This window comes from Pseudomonas sp. WS 5027, from assembly GCF_012985695.1.
GTDB lineage: Bacteria > Pseudomonadota > Gammaproteobacteria > Pseudomonadales > Pseudomonadaceae > Aquipseudomonas > Aquipseudomonas hygromyciniae.
Map to the genome: position 1 here is coordinate 279,587 of NZ_JAAQWU010000002.1, position 16,451 is coordinate 296,037.

Consider the following 16,451-nt stretch of genomic DNA (forward strand, 5'->3'; position numbering starts at 1 on the left):
CCTGAAAAACCCGTTTAATGCGCCCCGTTGCCCAGATAGCTCAGTCGGTAGAGCAGGGGATTGAAAATCCCCGTGTCGGCGGTTCGATTCCGTCTCTGGGCACCACTAATTAGTTTCAGGTGGTGCAAACGTCATCTGAAACACACAAGAAACCCGCCTAGTGCGGGTTTTTTGTTGTCTGCGATTTGGTACGCCAGCGCCCCTCTGGTTACTTTAAGGTTAACGCCAAGCCTCACCGGCACTTGATGTGTTATTTATCGGGCTGCTCAATCGTCTAGCCTTAATCCAATCTTCAGCAAGGTAGTTACTTCCATGAACCGGTACTTGTTCTGCACGCTGTTAATGCTGACAGCGCTGCTCAGCGGATGCGCCACGACGATGGACGTCGCGATCAACGCAACCCCTGACCCGGACTATCACTTTGATCGACAGGCGCCAGTGCTGGTGACGTCGGTCAGCGGCAATGGCGAGAACGCGCTCAACGCCCGCTACTATCTGCGCGATATGGTCAGCGCCATGAAGGACCAGGGCTTTCGCGAGGTCTATACCGACATGACCCTGCCCAAGAATCGCGCACCGAAAATCACGATCACCCTCGACATCGACAGCCACCAGGTGACCTATCGCTATACCGCCACCGACTATGGGCAAGTGCCAACCAGCACTTCCACGGTGTGCAAGAACAGTAAGAAAAAAAGCGACCAGATGATCTGCACCAGCACACCGAACACCACCTATGGCCCGGTGGGCAGCTCGGAGCGCACCGCCTACACCACGCTCACCACCTTCACCGCCACAGCCCGGGATGAAGCGAGCAAACGTGCGGTGTACCTGCTGCGAGTGACGTCCTACAACAAGGACTGCCAGGCTGCCAAGGTCGAGGCCTTCCTGGTACAGCAGGGCCTGCAGAACCTGAATTTCCAGGATCGCGTGCAACGCAACTACAGCGTCACGATGCCTGAAGGGTATCGCTGCAAATAATTCATCCATGATGACGGTCACTTCGGAGTCAGCGGTCTCGGGCCCCAGCCCAGGATCAAAGACTCCGCAGCCTTGATCGCTCCCTCCCCGCGCAAGACCGCCCTATCGCCACCCCACGCATCGAATGCCTGCGGCCAAAAAGCCAGCACTGACCAGCACTCAACGTTGCTAATAGCAATTATTATCATTTAAGCTGGCGCGCAAAATATCCTCCCCCTGCATCACTAAAAATAATCAAGGAGCTGCGATGCCCTCTGCACGCGAGCCAGGTTCATGGTTGAAGGCGCTCGGCCTTGCCCCCTTCGGATTCGCTTCGATGCTGGTCCCGGTCGCAAACGCGGCCCAGGAAACAGGCCAACTCGAACTGCCCAGCCAAAGTATTACGGCAACTGCCTCAGAAGAAACCGCAGACGGCCCGATCAAAGGCTATGTCGCCAAGCGCAGTACAACGGGGGCCAAGACCGACACTCCGATTACTGAGATCCCCCAGTCGATTTCCGTCATCAGCGCCGACCGTATGCGTGATCAGGGCGCGCTGACCGTGCAAGACGCGTTGCGTTATGTTTCCGGTGTGCGCGCCGAAACCTTCGGGCTCGATAGCCGGGGAGACTGGTCGAAAGTGCGGGGCAGCTCACCTGCGCTGTTCCTTGATGGCTTACAGCAGAGCTTCGGCACTTACACCAACGTACGCACCGATCCCTTCACCCTGGAACGTCTTGAAGTGCTCAAGGGCCCGGCGTCGATGCTTTACGGGCAAAGTCCTGTGGGGGGCTTGATCAACCAAGTCAGCAAACGCCCCAAGGCCGAACAACACACCGAACTGCAACTGCAATACGGCAATTACAACCGCAAGCAGGTCGCCGTCGACACCACTGGCTCCCTGAACCCACAAGGCACGCTGTTGTACCGGCTGGTGGCGATTCAACGGGACAGCGACACCCAGGTTGATCATGTCAAAGACAACCGCCAGGTCCTGATGCCATCGCTGACCTGGCGCCCCAACGAAGATATCGACTGGACCCTACTGGCCAACATCCAGCGCGATGACAGCGGCTCCACCACGCAGTTCTTCCCGCATAAAGGCACCGTCTGGAATGCGCCCTATGGCCGGATCCACAGCAACCGATTCGCCAGCGAGCCAGGATTCGACGAATACGACAGTGACCAGACAGCCCTGACGTCGCAATTCTCGTGGCACGTGAACGACACATGGACGCTGCGACAAAACCTGCGTTGGCAGAAAAGCAAAGTCAGCTACCAGTCGATTTATTCGGTATTCAGCAAAAACCCACCGTTCAAGCCCGACAACCAGACCCTCGACCGCGTGTATTACGTTTCCAAACCAGAGGTCAAAGTCTGGGTCGCCGACCAAAACGCCGAGGCCCGATTCGACACCGGCCCGCTACAACACACGCTGCTGCTGGGGGGCGACTACCAGCACGCTGTCTCCAACCGCGACGGCGCCAGCGGCGCGGCAACACCACTGAACGTGTACGACCCGGTGTATGGCACCTTTGATCCCTCTATCATTCGCCTCACCGCAGACCCGGAACAACGGGTCATGCAGCGCGGGCTCTATGCCCAGGACCAGATCAAATACGAGCAGTGGTTACTGACCCTTGGCCTGCGTAAGGATTGGGCCTCCAGCCAGACCCAAGGCAAGGCCCAGCAGAAAGATGACAAGGTGACCGGCCGCGTGGGCCTGACCTACCTGTTCGACAACGGCATATCGCCCTACTTGAGCTACAGCGAATCATTCCAACCCCAGATCGGCCTCAACCAGCGAACGCTTGACCCCTATGTACCGCTCAAGGGCAAACAGTGGGAGCTGGGCGTGAAATACCAGCCCGTTGGCAGCAACAGCCTCTATACCGCTGCGGTGTATGACATTCGCGAGCAAAACCGCCGCATGCCCGACCCCCTGGATGCGATGAACACCCTGCAAAGTGGTGAAACCCGCGCCCGTGGGCTGGAGCTCGAAGCTCTGGTGACGGTCACGCCCGACTGGGACCTGATTGGTACCTACAGCTACACCGACACCACCGTCCTCAAGGGCTCACCCGCCGAACAAGGCAAACGCCTGGCCAGTGTTCCAGAGAACATGGCGTCGGTATGGAGCCAGCATCGGTTCAGCATCGGTGACCTATCCGGGTTCAGTGTCGGTGCAGGCGTTCGCTATGTAGGAACAAGCTGGGATGGGGCCGACCGCCTGAAAACGCCATCTACCACCCTGGTGGATGCGATGCTCGGGTACCAATACCAGAACTGGAACCTGACCCTCAACGCGACCAATCTTGAAGACAAGACCTACTACACGACATGCCTGGCGCGAGGCGACTGCTTCATCGGCAACCGCCGCACGCTCGTCGGTACGCTGGCCTACAACTTTTGATCGAGCTTTAAGATCACGGCACGCGAAACACCAGCAGCGGGTTGTCATTGAGCCGCCCATTGAACACTGGAGCCAGGTGCTCCAGCGGCGTGCCTTGCAGCAGTTGGGTTTCCTTGCGCGCGACGATGACCCAGGACGAGCGCGGCAGCGCGCTCAATTGCGCAAGGTTGTCACGCCCGATAAACAGCGGCTGCTCGTCATGGTCCAGGTTCATGATGTAGCGAATGGCCCAGGTATCCTTGCCGAGGTTGAGAAACACCAACGGCCCGGGGTTCTCGGCGCGCAGGGTTTGCACCGCACCCACAAAGGTTTTGGTGTCGAATTGCAGATCCTTGGCCGGCTCGACAACCGTCACCAATACCAGCCATTGAGTGCCCAGCGCGATCAGGCTGAGCACCACCAGTCGCGCCCCCACACGGCCGCGCAAACGGCGCCAGGCAACCACCGCCGCCAGTTGCAGGATGATCAGCAGCGCAATCAATCCCGGCACCGAAACATCCGGCCAGAAACCGTGCTTGCTCCACAGGTGCCGGCAAACCAATACCACGACAACTCCCAGCAGCGGCAGGATCGCCACCAGCCACTCATAACCCCGACGCACGCCAAGCAACCAACCCCGGGCCTGAAGCAGCCCATAGGCCGCCACAGCGGCAAACATCGGGACCATGGGCACGATGTAGTAGGCGCGTTTGAAGTTCGGCACCGACAACCCCAGCAGGATCATCAAGCCACAACCACCCAGGCGCAGCATCAACCGCACATCGGCATCATCATTGCGCGTCGTCCATGTGTGACGCAGGGCAATCAACGTCGCCAGCGCCAGCGGTATCACCGGGAAATAACGGTACAAGCTCAGTTGAAGGTAGAAGTAGAACGGTTCACCACTTTCATCGAGGCGACCGGCCACCTGCATCTTCTGCACCTCATCGGCAAACCCTTCACCACCGCTGATCCGTGCCAGCTTCAGCAGCACCCACCAACAGGCCAAGAGCAGGACCAGGCCGATTACCCCGTGGGCAATTACCTTTTTGATTAAGCCAATCTTCTCTTCTCGCGAGCCAGCAGGCCCCATTGCCCAATACACACAGGCAACACCACAGACCTCGATCAGCCCCAAAGGGCCGCGAATGGCAAATGCCGCCACGAACAAGGGAAAGATTGCGTATTGGCGCAGCCTTGAGCCCAAACGCTCACCGGTGTGCAGTAGGTAAAAACACCCAAGACACAGCAGCGAGACCATCTGATCCAGACACACCGAGCGCGACTTCTCCAGCAATTGCGCAGTCGATGCCGTGAGCAATACCGTCAGCAACGCCCATGCCCGCCCAGAAGGCACCAGCAAACGGTAGACCAGCGCCATGACCCCGGCCGACGCCAGAGCGGTGGGCAGGACGTTAGCCAGGTCATTAGGCGCACCGAACAGCCGGGCAAAGAACAGGCTGAAATAGGTCGCGGTACCCGGGTAATCCGGGTAAGGCTCACCGTAGGTGGTGGGGAAGAAGCTCGCACCGTGGCGAAACATCTCCTGCATAAACACCGCCCAACGCCCGTCAAACCCTTGAGGCTGTTGATCCCAGATGCCTAGGGTAAATAGCAACAAGGCCACCAGAAAAACACCCAGGGCCTCCACACGAAAACGGTTGCGGTGTTCCATGCTTTAACCTGCCAGGCCGGGAGAGATGCAGGCGTATATTGCCGCCAGCGCGCCTGAATCGCGCCTGAACCAAATGCAACATTCCCTCCCTCACCACCGATCGGCAGTCACACTTAAAGATTACGGGCCTTTGCCCATCGATTTTGTTAGCGTCAACTTCCAATAAAAACTGCGCATGGGCAGCCCTTGCCCCATCGAAAGCGCATGGATCGAGGCCCGTCATGAATCTGCCCACCCACCTTCACCCCGAGGCATTCCGTGAGCCCGCCGCCGATAGCTACCCCATAGGTGGCTTCACCTGGCGTCATATCCGCACCGATATCGAACGCCCGGTAGTGATCATCAACGCCGCCACCTCGGTGCGCTGCCGGCACTATTCACGCTTTGCCGACTACCTGTTTGCCAACGGTTTTGATGTGATTACCTACGACTATCGCGGCATCGGCGAATCGCGCAGCGGCTCATTGCGCGGGTTCAAGGCCTCGTGGTCGGACTGGGGCCGGCTGGATTTCGAGGCCATCTTGCAGCGTGCGCAGCGCGAGTTTGCCGGGCAACCCATTGATGTGGTCGGCCACAGCTTTGGCGGCTGTGCGGCCGGGCTCGGAGCGTCGGGGGCGGCGATCAGGCGCTTGGTCACCGTGGGGGCGCAGTTTGCCTACTGGCGCGACTATCAAGCGGCCGGCCGCTGGCGGATGTTTGCCAAGTGGCATCTGGTAATGCCGCTGGTGACCGCCGTATGCGGGTATTTCCCGGGCAAGCGCCTGGGTTGGCTGGAAGACACGCCTGCGGGGGTGGTGCGCGACTGGAGCACACCCACGCCCACCTACGAGACGCGGCCCAGCGGGCGCACCCTGGACGAGCTGCCCTTTGCCCGGGTGAAGGCACAGATCCTGGCGGTCAGCATCAGCGACGACCCATTTGGCACGGTGCCCGCCATCGAGCGCCTGCTGAATTACTTCCAGGCCAGCGAACGCACGCACTGGCGCATCGCGCCGATGGATATTGGCGAAGAGGCCGTCGGGCATTTCGCGTTTTTCCGTAGTGAATATCAGGATCGCTTATGGCCGATTGCCCTGGCGTGGCTGCAGCACGGCCAACTGGCGGCCGACACGCCGGGGGCGCAGCTGTAGAAACCCTTGGGATTTCGCCCGACCTGCGCTTCAATACGCCACCCAGATCCTGACCCAAGGACGTGAGCCCATGGCTTCGCCAGACAAGCAGCAAAAACGTGCCCAGCGGGCAAAAGCCAAGGCCAAGCAGAACCGCACCCAACGCGCCAACGCGCCGAAGCAGGATGCATTTGCCGGTGACGACGACCGCATTGATCTTGAGTCGGTGGACTTGACCGAGCTTTTCGTGGAGATGCGCACAGCCGGCGAGACCAGCCAGCAGGCGCTGTGTGCAGCGTTCCTGGCGCACCCGCTGCTGGCGTTGGTGCTGGAACAGGAAGGCGAAGAAAACGCCACAGACTTTATCCTGGCGGCGCTGATCGAGTATCGGCAGTGGTCCACCGACAGCGACGATGAAGCGGCGGCGTTGGCGTGGATTGAATCGCCAGCGTTTCAGGCCGATTACGTCGCGGCGTCACAAGCACTGACCCCTGCGCAAGATTGATACAAAACCCATGTAGGAGCGAGCTTGCTCGCGAAGAACTCAAGAACAACGCGTTTACCCAGGCAGTGCGCGTTATCGTTGACGTTTTTCGCGAGCAATCTCGCTCCTACAGTATTTCGTGGCGTTAGCAGCCAGCAGGCCGATTACGTGGCCGCGTCGCAGGCACTGACCAATTCGCAGGATTGATACAAAACCACTGTAGGAGCGAGCTTGCTCGCGAAGAACTCAAGAACAACGCGTTTACCCAGGCAGCACGCGTTATCGTTGACGTTTTTCGCGAGCAAGCTCGCTCCTACAGTATTTCGTGGCGTTAGCAGCCAGCAGGCCGATTACGTGGCCGCGTCGCAGGCACTGACCACTTCGCAGGATTGATACAAAACCCATGTAGGAGCGAGCTTGCTCGCGAAGAACTCAAGAACAACGCGTTTACCCACGCAGCACGCGTTATCGTTGACGTTTTTCGCGAGCAAGCTCGCTCCTACAGTATTTCGTGGCGTTAGCAGCCAGCAGGCCGATTACGTGGCCGCGTCGCAGGCACTGACCACTTCGCAGGATTAATACAAAACCCACGTAGGAGCGAGCTTGCTCGCGAAGAACTCAAGAACAACGCGTTTACCCAGGCAGTGCGCGTTATCGTTGACGTTTTTCGCGAGCAAGCTCGCTCCTACAGTATTTCGTGGCGTTAGCAGCCAGCAGGCAGATTACGTGGCCGCGTCGCAGGCACTGACCAATTCGCAGGATTGATACAAAACCCATGTAGGAGCGAGCTTGCTCGCGAAGAACTCAAGAACAACGCGTTTACCCACGCAGCACGCGTTATCGTTGACGTTTTTCGCGAGCAAGCTCGCTCCTACAGTGGAGGGGGGCTGATCAATTCAGCACTGCAGTCCCGAGGTTGCGGGCTCTGCGCCGGCTCGCCACCAGCAACCCCGCCACCACCACCAGCAAGCTCAACACACCGGTCGCAATAATCTCCACCCGGTGCGCTTCCTGGAACAGCATGATGGTCAACGCACCGACGATAAATACGATCACTGCGTAGGTCAGGCCCGGAAACAGCCACATCTTGAAGGCAATCTTCTCGCCAGCCGCCGTACGTTTCTGACGCATGCGCAGTTGCGACACGGCAATCACCAGGTACACCAACAGCGCAATCGCGCCGGAGCTGGCCAGCAGGAATTCAAACACTGCCGCCGGCGCCACGTAGTTGGCGAATACCGCGAGGAACGCCGCGCCCGTGGACAGCATCACTGCCCAATAAGGCGTGCCGCTTTTGTTGGTGCGTTTGGCCACCGCCGGTGCATCGCCACGACGCCCCAGGGAAAACAGCATGCGCGACGCGGTGTACAGCGCCGAGTTCAGGCAACTGGTCACGGCGACCAATACCACCAGATCGACGATCAGCTTGGCATTCGGGATGCCCATACGCTCCAGCACAGTCTGGTAGGAACCTACAGCCGCCAGGGTCGGATCGTTCCACGGCACCAGGGCCACGACGATGAAGATCGACACCAGGTAGAACAAGCCGATCCGCCAGATCACCGAGTTGGTGGCCTTGGTGATCTGCTGGCCAGGGTTTTTCGATTCTGCGGCCGCGATGGTCACGATCTCAGTGCCCATGAACGAGAACATGGTGGTCAGGATCGCTGCGAGCACCGCCCCCATGCCGTTGGGCAAGAAGCCTTGGGTGTCGAACAGGTGCGAAACGCCGCTGACCTGGCTACCCGGCAGAAAGCCGAAGATCGCCAGCACGCCGAGGATCACAAAGCCGATGATCGCCACCACCTTGATCAGGGCAAACCAGAACTCGAACTCGCCGTAGTTCTTCACACTGAACAGGTTGGTAGCGGTCAGCAGCAAGGTAATGACCAGGGTGAACGCCCAGATCGCCACGTCGGGGAACCAGGCGTGCAGGATGGTCGCGGCGGCGTTGGCTTCGAGGGGAATGACCAGCACCCAGAACCACCAGTACAGCCAGCCGATGGTAAAACCGGCCCAATGGCCGATGGCCCGGTCGGCGTAAGTGGAAAAAGAACCGGTGTCGGGAGACGCGACGGCCATCTCGGCCAGCATGCGCATCACCAGTACCACCAGCGTACCGGCCGCAGCATAGGCCAGCAGCACGGCGGGGCCGGCTGCCGCAATCGCGTGGCCGGAGCCGACAAACAAACCGGCGCCAATCACACCGGCAATCGACAGCATGGTGACATGCCGCGGTTTGAGCCCCTGTTCGAGGTCATTGGAGCTTTGCGTACTACTCATTGACACACCTTTGCGAGGAATTGCGTATTCGGTCCACCCGGCTTGCTGCGCTTTCGTGAAAAGAAACAAACGGGGCGTTCTTTATTTTTTACGCAAGATTTGCGCCAAAATGTTACAAAGCCAAGATTGACGCGGCCTGTAGGACAATCCTTCAACGCTCGCAAGCCATTGAGATTAATGGCAATCCGCCACAACGTTACCAGCCGACTCACTTCCAGAACGCATGGGCGCACCAAAAACACACACAGAAAGTAAGTGACGCCCAATTAAAGGGCTGATAGGCACCGTTTACCCGTTTAACCCTTCCAACACCCGGCCAAAGCTGGCACCATCGCGCCCTTTTTTACGCGACTGCCACGGGTTTATCGGTTAAAACGGTTGTTCGGTTGTTGATGGCGCGACACGCTGCTGTGCCGATGCGACAACCTGTCACACACCGCCTGTTTAACGCCCGTGGCGCTGTTGGCTGTCATCCGAACGCTATGCTAGCTTGGCGCCACGCCAGGAAGGCGACCCAACAGCAGGAACGCAATGAACACAATGAGGACCACTCATGGCTTTGGCCGCGCCCGCGCTTGAAATCCGCAACTTGCATAAACGCTATGGTGAGCTGGAGGTGCTTAAAGGTATCTCGCTGACCGCTCGCGACGGCGATGTGATCTCGATCCTGGGCTCCTCCGGTTCCGGCAAGTCCACGTTCCTGCGCTGCATCAACCTCTTGGAAAACCCGCACCAGGGCCAGATCCTGGTGGCCGGCGAAGAGCTCAAGCTCAAGGCCGCAAAAAACGGTGAGCTGATGGCCGCCGACGGCAAGCAGATCAATCGTCTGCGCAGCGAAATCGGCTTTGTGTTCCAGAACTTCAACCTCTGGCCACATATGAGCATCCTCGACAACATCATCGAGGCCCCGCGCCGCGTGCTCGGCCAGAGCAAGGCCGAAGCCATCGAAGTGGCCGAGGCGCTGCTGGCCAAGGTCGGCATTGGCGACAAACGCCACGCCTACCCGGCGCAATTGTCCGGCGGCCAGCAACAGCGCGCCGCCATTGCCCGCACGCTGGCGATGCAACCCAAAGTTATTCTGTTCGATGAACCCACTTCGGCACTTGACCCGGAAATGGTTCAGGAAGTACTTAATGTGATCCGCGCGCTGGCCGAAGAAGGCCGCACCATGCTGCTGGTCACCCACGAAATGGGCTTTGCCCGCCAAGTGTCCAGCGAAGTGGTGTTCCTTCACCAAGGCCTGGTCGAAGAGCAAGGATCGCCACAGCAGGTGTTTGAAAACCCGCTTTCGGCGCGCTGCAAACAATTCATGTCCAGCAACCGCTAACGGAGCAACATGCATGCAGAACTATAAAAAATTCCTCCTGGCCGCCGCCGTTTCCATGGCATTCAGCGCCACGGCCATGGCCGAGACTTTGAAAATGGGGATCGAAGCGGCCTACCCGCCCTTCAACAATAAAGACGCCAGCGGCAACGTTGTCGGCTTCGACAAAGACATCGGCGACGCCCTGTGCGCCAAGATGAAAGTCGAGAAGTGCGAAGTGTATGTCTCGGATTGGGACGGCATCATCCCGGCCCTGAACGCCAAGAAGTTCGACTTCCTGGTGTCGTCGCTGTCGATCACCGACGAGCGCAAGCAAGCCGTTGACTTCACCGACCCGTACTACTCCAACAAGCTGCAGTTCATCGCGGCCAAATCCATCAAAGACTTCAAGACCGACGCCGACTACCTCAAAGGCAAGATCATCGGTGCACAACGCGCGACCTTGGCCGGTACCTACCTGGAAGACAAACTGCCAGACACCACCGCCAAGCTCTACGACACCCAGGAAAACGCCTACCTCGACCTGACTTCCGGCCGCCTGGACGGGATGCTCGCCGACAAGTACGTGCAATACGAGTGGCTCAAGAGCAAAGACGGTTCGGCCTATGAGTTCAAAGGCGATCCGGTTGTAGAAAGCGACAAGATCGGCATCGCCGTGCGTAAAGGCGACCCACTGCGCGAGCGCCTGAACAAGGCCCTGGCGGAAATCAAGGCCGACGGCACCTACAAGAAGATCAACGACAAGTACTTCCCTTTCAGCATCGAATGATCCTGATTGGCCAGACCGGCGCGCTCCGTTGAGCGCGCCGGTTTTTCGCAAGCCTTGCGCGATATGAAAAAACCATGAATTTCGATCTCTACGGATTCGGCCCCGCACTCGCTGCCGGCGCGCTGATGACCGTCAAACTGGCACTCACGGCGTTATGCCTGGGGCTGGTGCTCGGCCTGGCCGGCGCCCTGGCCAAGACTTCCCCGTACAAGTTCCTGCAATGGCTTGGCGGCGCTTACTCGACCATTGTGCGTGGCATTCCCGAACTGCTGTGGGTCCTGCTGATCTATTTCGGCACGGTCAATATGATGCGGGCTCTGGGAGAGTTTTTCGGCAACCCCGACCTGTCGCTCAGCGCCTTCGCCGCCGGGGTGATCGCCCTGGGCCTGTGCTTTGGCGCCTACGCTACCGAGGTGTTCCGTGGCGCGATCCTGGCGATTCCCAAGGGCCACCGTGAAGCGGGCATTGCCCTGGGCCTGTCGAAGCTGCGCATCTTCACCCGGCTGATCATGCCGCAGATGTGGCGCATCGCCCTGCCGGGCCTGGGCAATCTGTTCATGATCCTGATGAAGGACACCGCACTGGTCTCGGTGATCGGCCTGGAAGAAATCATGCGCCACGCGCAAATCGGCGTGACCGTCACCAAGCAGCCTTTCACCTTCTTCATGGTCGCGGCCTTTATGTACCTGGGCCTCACCGTCCTGGCCATGGCCGGCATGTACTTCCTGGAAAAACGCGCCGCTCGCGGCTTTGCGAGGAGCACGCAATGAACGGCGACTATAGCTGGCTGTCGCATTTCGACCTGGGCCTGAACTGGGCAGTAATCATCAAGTGGCTGCCACGACTGGCCCAGGGCGCGACCCTGACCCTGGAACTGGTGGCCATCGCCGTGATCGCCGGCCTGCTGCTGGCGATCCCCCTGGGCATCGCCCGGTCCTCACGCCTGTGGTACGTGCGCACCCTGCCCTATTGCTACATTTTCTTCTTTCGCGGCACACCGCTGCTGGTGCAGCTGTTTTTGGTGTACTACGGCCTGGCGCAATTCGATGCCGTGCGCGAAAGCGCCTTGTGGCCGTACCTGCGGGACCCGTTCTGGTGCGCCACCGTCACCATGACCCTGCACACCGCCGCCTACATCGCCGAAATCCTGCGCGGCGCGATCCAGGCCATCCCGCCTGGTGAGATCGAAGCGGCGCGGGCGCTGGGCATGTCCAAGCCCAAGGCGCTGTTCTACATCATCCTGCCGCGTGCGGCGCGCATCGGCCTGCCGGCCTACAGCAACGAAGTGATCCTGATGCTCAAGGCCAGCGCCCTGGCCAGTACGGTGACCTTGTTGGAACTGACTGGCATGGCCCGTACCATCATTGCCCGTACCTACCTGCCGGTGGAGATCTTCTTTGCCGCCGGGATGTTCTACCTGCTGATGGCCTATGTACTGGTGCGCGGCTTCAAACTGCTGGAACGCTGGTTGCGGGTCGATGCCTGCCAGGGACGCTGATACCCGGTTGACGGGCGAGCGCCTGCTGGAACGCTTCCTCGCGCTGGATGCGTTCCTCACCGAACATCAAGGGCTGTGGCGACCACGGCCCTTTACCCATCTGCAATTGCCTTGGGAAACCCAGCATCCGCAACTGGCCCAATGGCTGCGCCAGCGCTCGCTGGCAGAGGCCGAAAGCAGCCACAACCTGCCCACCGAACTACAGGCGCCGGCGCCGTTTCCCCAATGGGCGCAGCTGGCCGCGCACCTGAGTGCTGTGGATAAGTTACCGTCAGGCGCGCTGCATACGCCGCCGTCGCGCCTGAATGTGGATGTACCCGGGCGCAAATGGCAACAAATCGAGGCGTTTGGCGCCGCCCTGCAGTTTGCCCAGCGCCCCACCCGTTGGCTCGACTGGTGCGCCGGCAAAGGCCACCTCGGCCGTCGGCTGCTGCAACCGGGGCAAGAGTTGACCTGCCTGGAATACGATCCAGCGCTGGTTGCCGCAGGCAAAGCCCTCAGTGATCACCATCGATTGCCAGCGCTGCATCGCGAGCAAGATGTGATGGCCGAGGACGCCGCGCAGCAACTCACCCGCAAACACACCCCGGTTGCCCTGCATGCCTGCGGCGATCTGCACGTGCGCCTGCTGCAACTGGCCAGCGCCGCCGGCTGCATGCACCTGGCCGTGGCGCCATGCTGTTACAACCGCATCGGCAGCGAGCAGTACCAGGCGCTATCGACCCCGGCCCGCGCTTCGGCACTGCGCTTGTCGCGAGAAGATCTTGGCCTGCCCCTGAGCGAAACCGTCACCGCGGGTGCGCGGGTGCGCCTGCAACGCGATACATCCATGGCCCGGCGCCTGGGCTTCGACCAGTTACAGCGGCAACTGCGCGGGCGTGATGAGTACCTGCCCACGCCTTCGCTGCCCAGCGAATGGCTGAACCGCCCCTTCGCTGATTACTGCCGGCACCTGGCGGCGCTCAAGGGCTTATCCACAGGCGAACAGGATTGGCCAAGCCTGGAGCAGCACGGCTGGCAACGCCTGGCGCAGGTACGAAATCTGGAGTTGGTGCGTGGCCTGTTTCGCCGCCCACTGGAAGTGTGGCTGGTTCTGGATCGGGCACTGTTTCTGCAAGAAAACGGCTACAAAGCTCAAGTCGGCCACTTCTGCGAAACAGCGCTTACACCGCGCAACCTGATGGTGCTCGCCGAGCGCGATTAAAGGGCAACGCACCCTGTGGATAACTCTGTTGATGGATTTTTGGAGCCCCCCGTAAATTCGGGGTTCACAGGCCAAAATGCTGACTGGTTATTTTTTGTTCAAAAAATAAAACGCACGCAAAACAGGCAGTTGCAGCGTAATGAGAACAGCTCCACAAAATGACTGTTTCAACAGCTGTCCGACTAACGGATTGTGCATAAGCATCTGCACCTAACCTTATAAGACGCCGTCCAATCGCTGACACAGCTCATGGATATCGTCACAGGCCATGCTCGCCGCCGCGCTGTCCAGCGGGTCCTCGCCAAAGGCCAGCGCCTCACTGATCATCGGGTCACGATGGATCACTTCCAGGCCGTTTTCCCCAAGGCGCTGCTGGAATAAGTCCAACATATCCAGGCTGAAGGCGCTGCCTTCGTCCAGTTGGTTGACGAACACGTGGCAACGCAGTGCCGAGGGGCGCGCCAGGTGCGGCGCCAGCAACCGTTGCATCTGCTCCAGTGCGCCCAGTGATGTCGCATCCGCCAGGGCCACCACCACCGCGGTATCGGCGACATGCAGTGCCTGGTGCAGGTAGACGTTATTGCCGGCGGGAGTGTCAATGATGACCGTGTCCTGCTCACTCAAGCCCAGGTGCGATAAATGCTGCGCCAGCCACTCCGGATCCTGCTTGAGCCAGCGTTGCAGGTCTTCTTGCTGCTGCATGTCGGTCTCGCCAAAGAGCACCACCCGGCAGCCGCCAAAACCGGGCTGGGCGAGGTGATCCCACGGTCGGTTGCACAGGCTGGCGCGACCGAGTCCCGGAGTGTCCAGAGGTAAGCCGAAATGCAGGTGCAGGGCGTTTTGCGGGTCCAGTTCCAAGACCGTCACCGCACGCCCCAGGCGTTGCAAGCCACTGCCCAATAACGTCGCCAGTGTGCTGCGCCCCACCCCACCATTGAACGACGCCAACACCACGACCCGCGCGCGGCAGGCCGGCATGGCAGTTGGCTGGGGTTGCTCAGCGGGGGAGCGTACGTCGTCCAGGGGGGTGTCTTCGAAGAACTGCAACGTCGACGTTATCTGCAGCTCATGACTAGCAGTATTCTTTGCGAAACCTTCGTCGGCCTGGCTCACAGACCCTCCTCCCTTATCACGGCACCTCTTATAGAACCTGGGTGCATTTGTTGTTCAAGGAGTGTGTGACAGGACTAGGAGGGTGTCATTATTTTGGTGTTTTTTATCATGATAATTGCGACGAACGGCCAATCGTCAATTTAACGACTCTCCTTTATCCGCTCCCACTGCTGCGCAACCTGCTCGGCACTGGACGCACTGACCCGCGCCAGGTCCACGGGATATTCCACCCCAGGATTCTCGACAAACCGCGTCGCAGTAAATTGACCGTTGCTGGCCCGCAGGATGTAGCCGGTGTCCTGGCATTGCCCCGACGCCAGGAACACCACCCCCGGCGCCACCCACTCAGGCTTGAGATTATCCGGCTCGCCCTCAACACCCCACATACGCGTCTTGGCCACCGGCGACACCGCATTGACCAGAATCCCGTCCTTCGCGCCTTCCATACTCAGGGCATTCATGATGCCCAGTTGCGCCATTTTCCCGGCCGCATAGGCCACCAGACCGGGCTGGGCATATTGCTGGTACATCGCCCGATCCGAAGACGTCAGCACCACCCGCGCCGCCGCAGAGTGCTTGAGGTGTTTCCAGGCATGTTTACATAGCCATATGGGCGTATAGATATTGATATCCAGCGCACGCCCGACAAACGCCGCGTCCGCCTCCTCAATGGCTTGATAACCCACCCAGCCGGCGTTATGAATCAGGATATCCAACTGCCCAAATGCGGCGATGGCCACCTCGACCAACTGCCGGCACCCTTGCTCGCTGGACACGTCGCCCTGATGATCAACCACCCTCAACCCCTGAGCCTGCAAACGACGCGCCGCGTCCTGGGCGATGGAATTGTCGCCGCCCGAACCGAGGTGATCAGCGCCGATATCACTGACCACCACACTGGCCCCGCGCCGGGCCAAGGCTTGCGCGTAAACGAAACCCAAGCCACGGCCTGCGCCGGTGATAACGGCGGTTTTTCCTGCGAAGTTCATTGGTTTTTCCTCATTGAGTGCCACCTCAACTTAACAATGAACAACGCTGTTGTTTAATACTGATCAAGGGGCGGTTTGATACCTTCTGCGTATCAAGCCTGGCGCCACCCCAGGGCCTCGGCACCGGCACTCATCAGCCTTCGCGAAACCGCTGGAGCGCACGCCCGTCAGGGGAAAAACCGGGTTCTGAAAAATAGTCAGAATTCAGGGGTTTACAGAACCTTTCCAATCGCTATAATCGTCGCCCTAACACGCCGGTATAGCTCAGTTGGTAGAGCAACTGACTTGTAATCAGTAGGTCCCGGGTTCGACTCCTGGTGCCGGCACCATACAAAACAAAGCCCCCACAGAAATGTGGGGGCTTTGTTGTTTCTGGGGTTCGGGGCTTTGAACGTCCCCACCCTTGCCACTCACCGTGTACATCCTCTTCACTTTCTTCACCTAGCCATTGCCTAGCTCCATCCGAGCACCTGACGTACGTAAAGCCTGCAATTGGTCCTCTTCCCCGTGGGTGGAACTGGCAGCTTTCGCCCCCATAACAGCCCTCCACTCGATTCGCCCTCACGAATGCAAGCTGCCGCAAATTAGCGGCTGCAACGATGTGGCTATTAGAACTTCAGCAATTTGCTAGAGGGTGTACCATCAGGTGCT

General features: G+C 59.5%; 13 protein-coding genes and 2 tRNA genes. 11 read left to right on the forward strand and 4 right to left on the reverse strand.

Annotated features, from left to right (window positions below; genetic code table 11):
• The first annotated feature begins 29 nt into the window (after window positions 1-29).
• From HBO09_RS04170 to HBO09_RS04180, 3 genes are all read left to right on the forward strand, one after another.
• Window positions 30-105 (forward strand) — tRNA-Phe (locus tag HBO09_RS04170).
• 207 nt (window positions 106-312) lie between these two features.
• Complete coding sequence (locus HBO09_RS04175) at window positions 313-981, forward strand: hypothetical protein (RefSeq protein ID WP_169991916.1); 669 nt, start codon at window positions 313-315, stop codon at window positions 979-981.
• A 316-nt stretch (window positions 982-1,297) separates the two neighbouring features.
• Complete coding sequence (locus tag HBO09_RS04180) at window positions 1,298-3,373, forward strand: TonB-dependent siderophore receptor (protein WP_169991914.1); 2,076 nt, start codon at window positions 1,298-1,300, stop codon at window positions 3,371-3,373.
• A 13-nt stretch (window positions 3,374-3,386) separates the two neighbouring features.
• On the opposite strand, the gene HBO09_RS04185 is transcribed toward HBO09_RS04180, so the two are convergent.
• Window positions 3,387-5,027: a glycosyltransferase family 39 protein gene (locus tag HBO09_RS04185; protein WP_169991912.1), complete on the reverse strand. Its 1,641-nt coding sequence runs from the start codon at window positions 5,025-5,027 to the stop codon at window positions 3,387-3,389.
• 221 nt (window positions 5,028-5,248) lie between these two features.
• Between HBO09_RS04185 and HBO09_RS04190 the strand changes: the two genes are divergently transcribed.
• Window positions 5,249-6,157, forward strand: coding sequence for an alpha/beta fold hydrolase (locus tag HBO09_RS04190; RefSeq protein WP_169991910.1), 909 nt, complete (start codon window positions 5,249-5,251; stop codon window positions 6,155-6,157).
• A 70-nt stretch (window positions 6,158-6,227) separates the two neighbouring features.
• Complete coding sequence (locus HBO09_RS04195) at window positions 6,228-6,641, forward strand: hypothetical protein (protein WP_169991908.1); 414 nt, start codon at window positions 6,228-6,230, stop codon at window positions 6,639-6,641.
• 870 nt (window positions 6,642-7,511) lie between these two features.
• Here the strand turns inward: HBO09_RS04195 and gabP are convergent.
• Window positions 7,512-8,903: a GABA permease gene (gene gabP / locus HBO09_RS04200; RefSeq protein WP_169991906.1), complete on the reverse strand. Its 1,392-nt coding sequence runs from the start codon at window positions 8,901-8,903 to the stop codon at window positions 7,512-7,514.
• A gap of 553 nt (window positions 8,904-9,456) precedes the next feature.
• Here gabP and HBO09_RS04205 point away from each other — a divergent pair.
• From HBO09_RS04205 to HBO09_RS04225, 5 genes are all read left to right on the forward strand, one after another.
• Entirely contained in the window at window positions 9,457-10,230 is a 774-nt protein-coding gene (locus tag HBO09_RS04205) for an ABC transporter ATP-binding protein (RefSeq protein WP_029295861.1), read from the forward strand.
• 13 nt (window positions 10,231-10,243) lie between these two features.
• Window positions 10,244-10,996 carry an ABC transporter substrate-binding protein gene (locus tag HBO09_RS04210; RefSeq protein WP_057437113.1) on the forward strand — a complete coding sequence of 251 codons (753 nt, stop codon included), beginning with the start codon at window positions 10,244-10,246 and terminating at the stop codon, window positions 10,994-10,996.
• A gap of 74 nt (window positions 10,997-11,070) precedes the next feature.
• On the forward strand, window positions 11,071-11,766 hold the full coding sequence (locus HBO09_RS04215) for an ABC transporter permease (RefSeq protein ID WP_076961640.1): 696 nt from the start codon (window positions 11,071-11,073) through the stop codon (window positions 11,764-11,766).
• Window positions 11,767-11,804: 38 nt separating this feature from the next.
• Window positions 11,805-12,494 carry an ABC transporter permease gene (locus HBO09_RS04220; protein WP_029295855.1) on the forward strand — a complete coding sequence of 230 codons (690 nt, stop codon included), beginning with the start codon at window positions 11,805-11,807 and terminating at the stop codon, window positions 12,492-12,494.
• Window positions 12,475-13,698, forward strand: coding sequence for a methyltransferase (locus tag HBO09_RS04225; RefSeq protein ID WP_169991904.1), 1,224 nt, complete (start codon window positions 12,475-12,477; stop codon window positions 13,696-13,698). Before HBO09_RS04220 ends, HBO09_RS04225 begins: the two co-directional genes overlap by 20 nt.
• Window positions 13,699-13,914: 216 nt before the next feature.
• On the opposite strand, the gene bcsQ is transcribed toward HBO09_RS04225, so the two are convergent.
• Together bcsQ and HBO09_RS04235 are read right to left on the reverse strand one after the other, a co-directional pair.
• Window positions 13,915-14,811: a cellulose biosynthesis protein BcsQ gene (gene bcsQ, locus HBO09_RS04230; RefSeq protein WP_346266404.1), complete on the reverse strand. Its 897-nt coding sequence runs from the start codon at window positions 14,809-14,811 to the stop codon at window positions 13,915-13,917.
• A gap of 140 nt (window positions 14,812-14,951) precedes the next feature.
• Window positions 14,952-15,800 carry an SDR family NAD(P)-dependent oxidoreductase gene (locus HBO09_RS04235; RefSeq protein WP_169991902.1) on the reverse strand — a complete coding sequence of 283 codons (849 nt, stop codon included), beginning with the start codon at window positions 15,798-15,800 and terminating at the stop codon, window positions 14,952-14,954.
• A 253-nt stretch (window positions 15,801-16,053) separates the two neighbouring features.
• On the opposite strand from HBO09_RS04235, the gene HBO09_RS04240 reads away from it, so the two are divergent.
• Window positions 16,054-16,129 (forward strand) — tRNA-Thr (locus tag HBO09_RS04240).
• The last annotated feature ends 322 nt before the right edge of the window (window positions 16,130-16,451 follow it).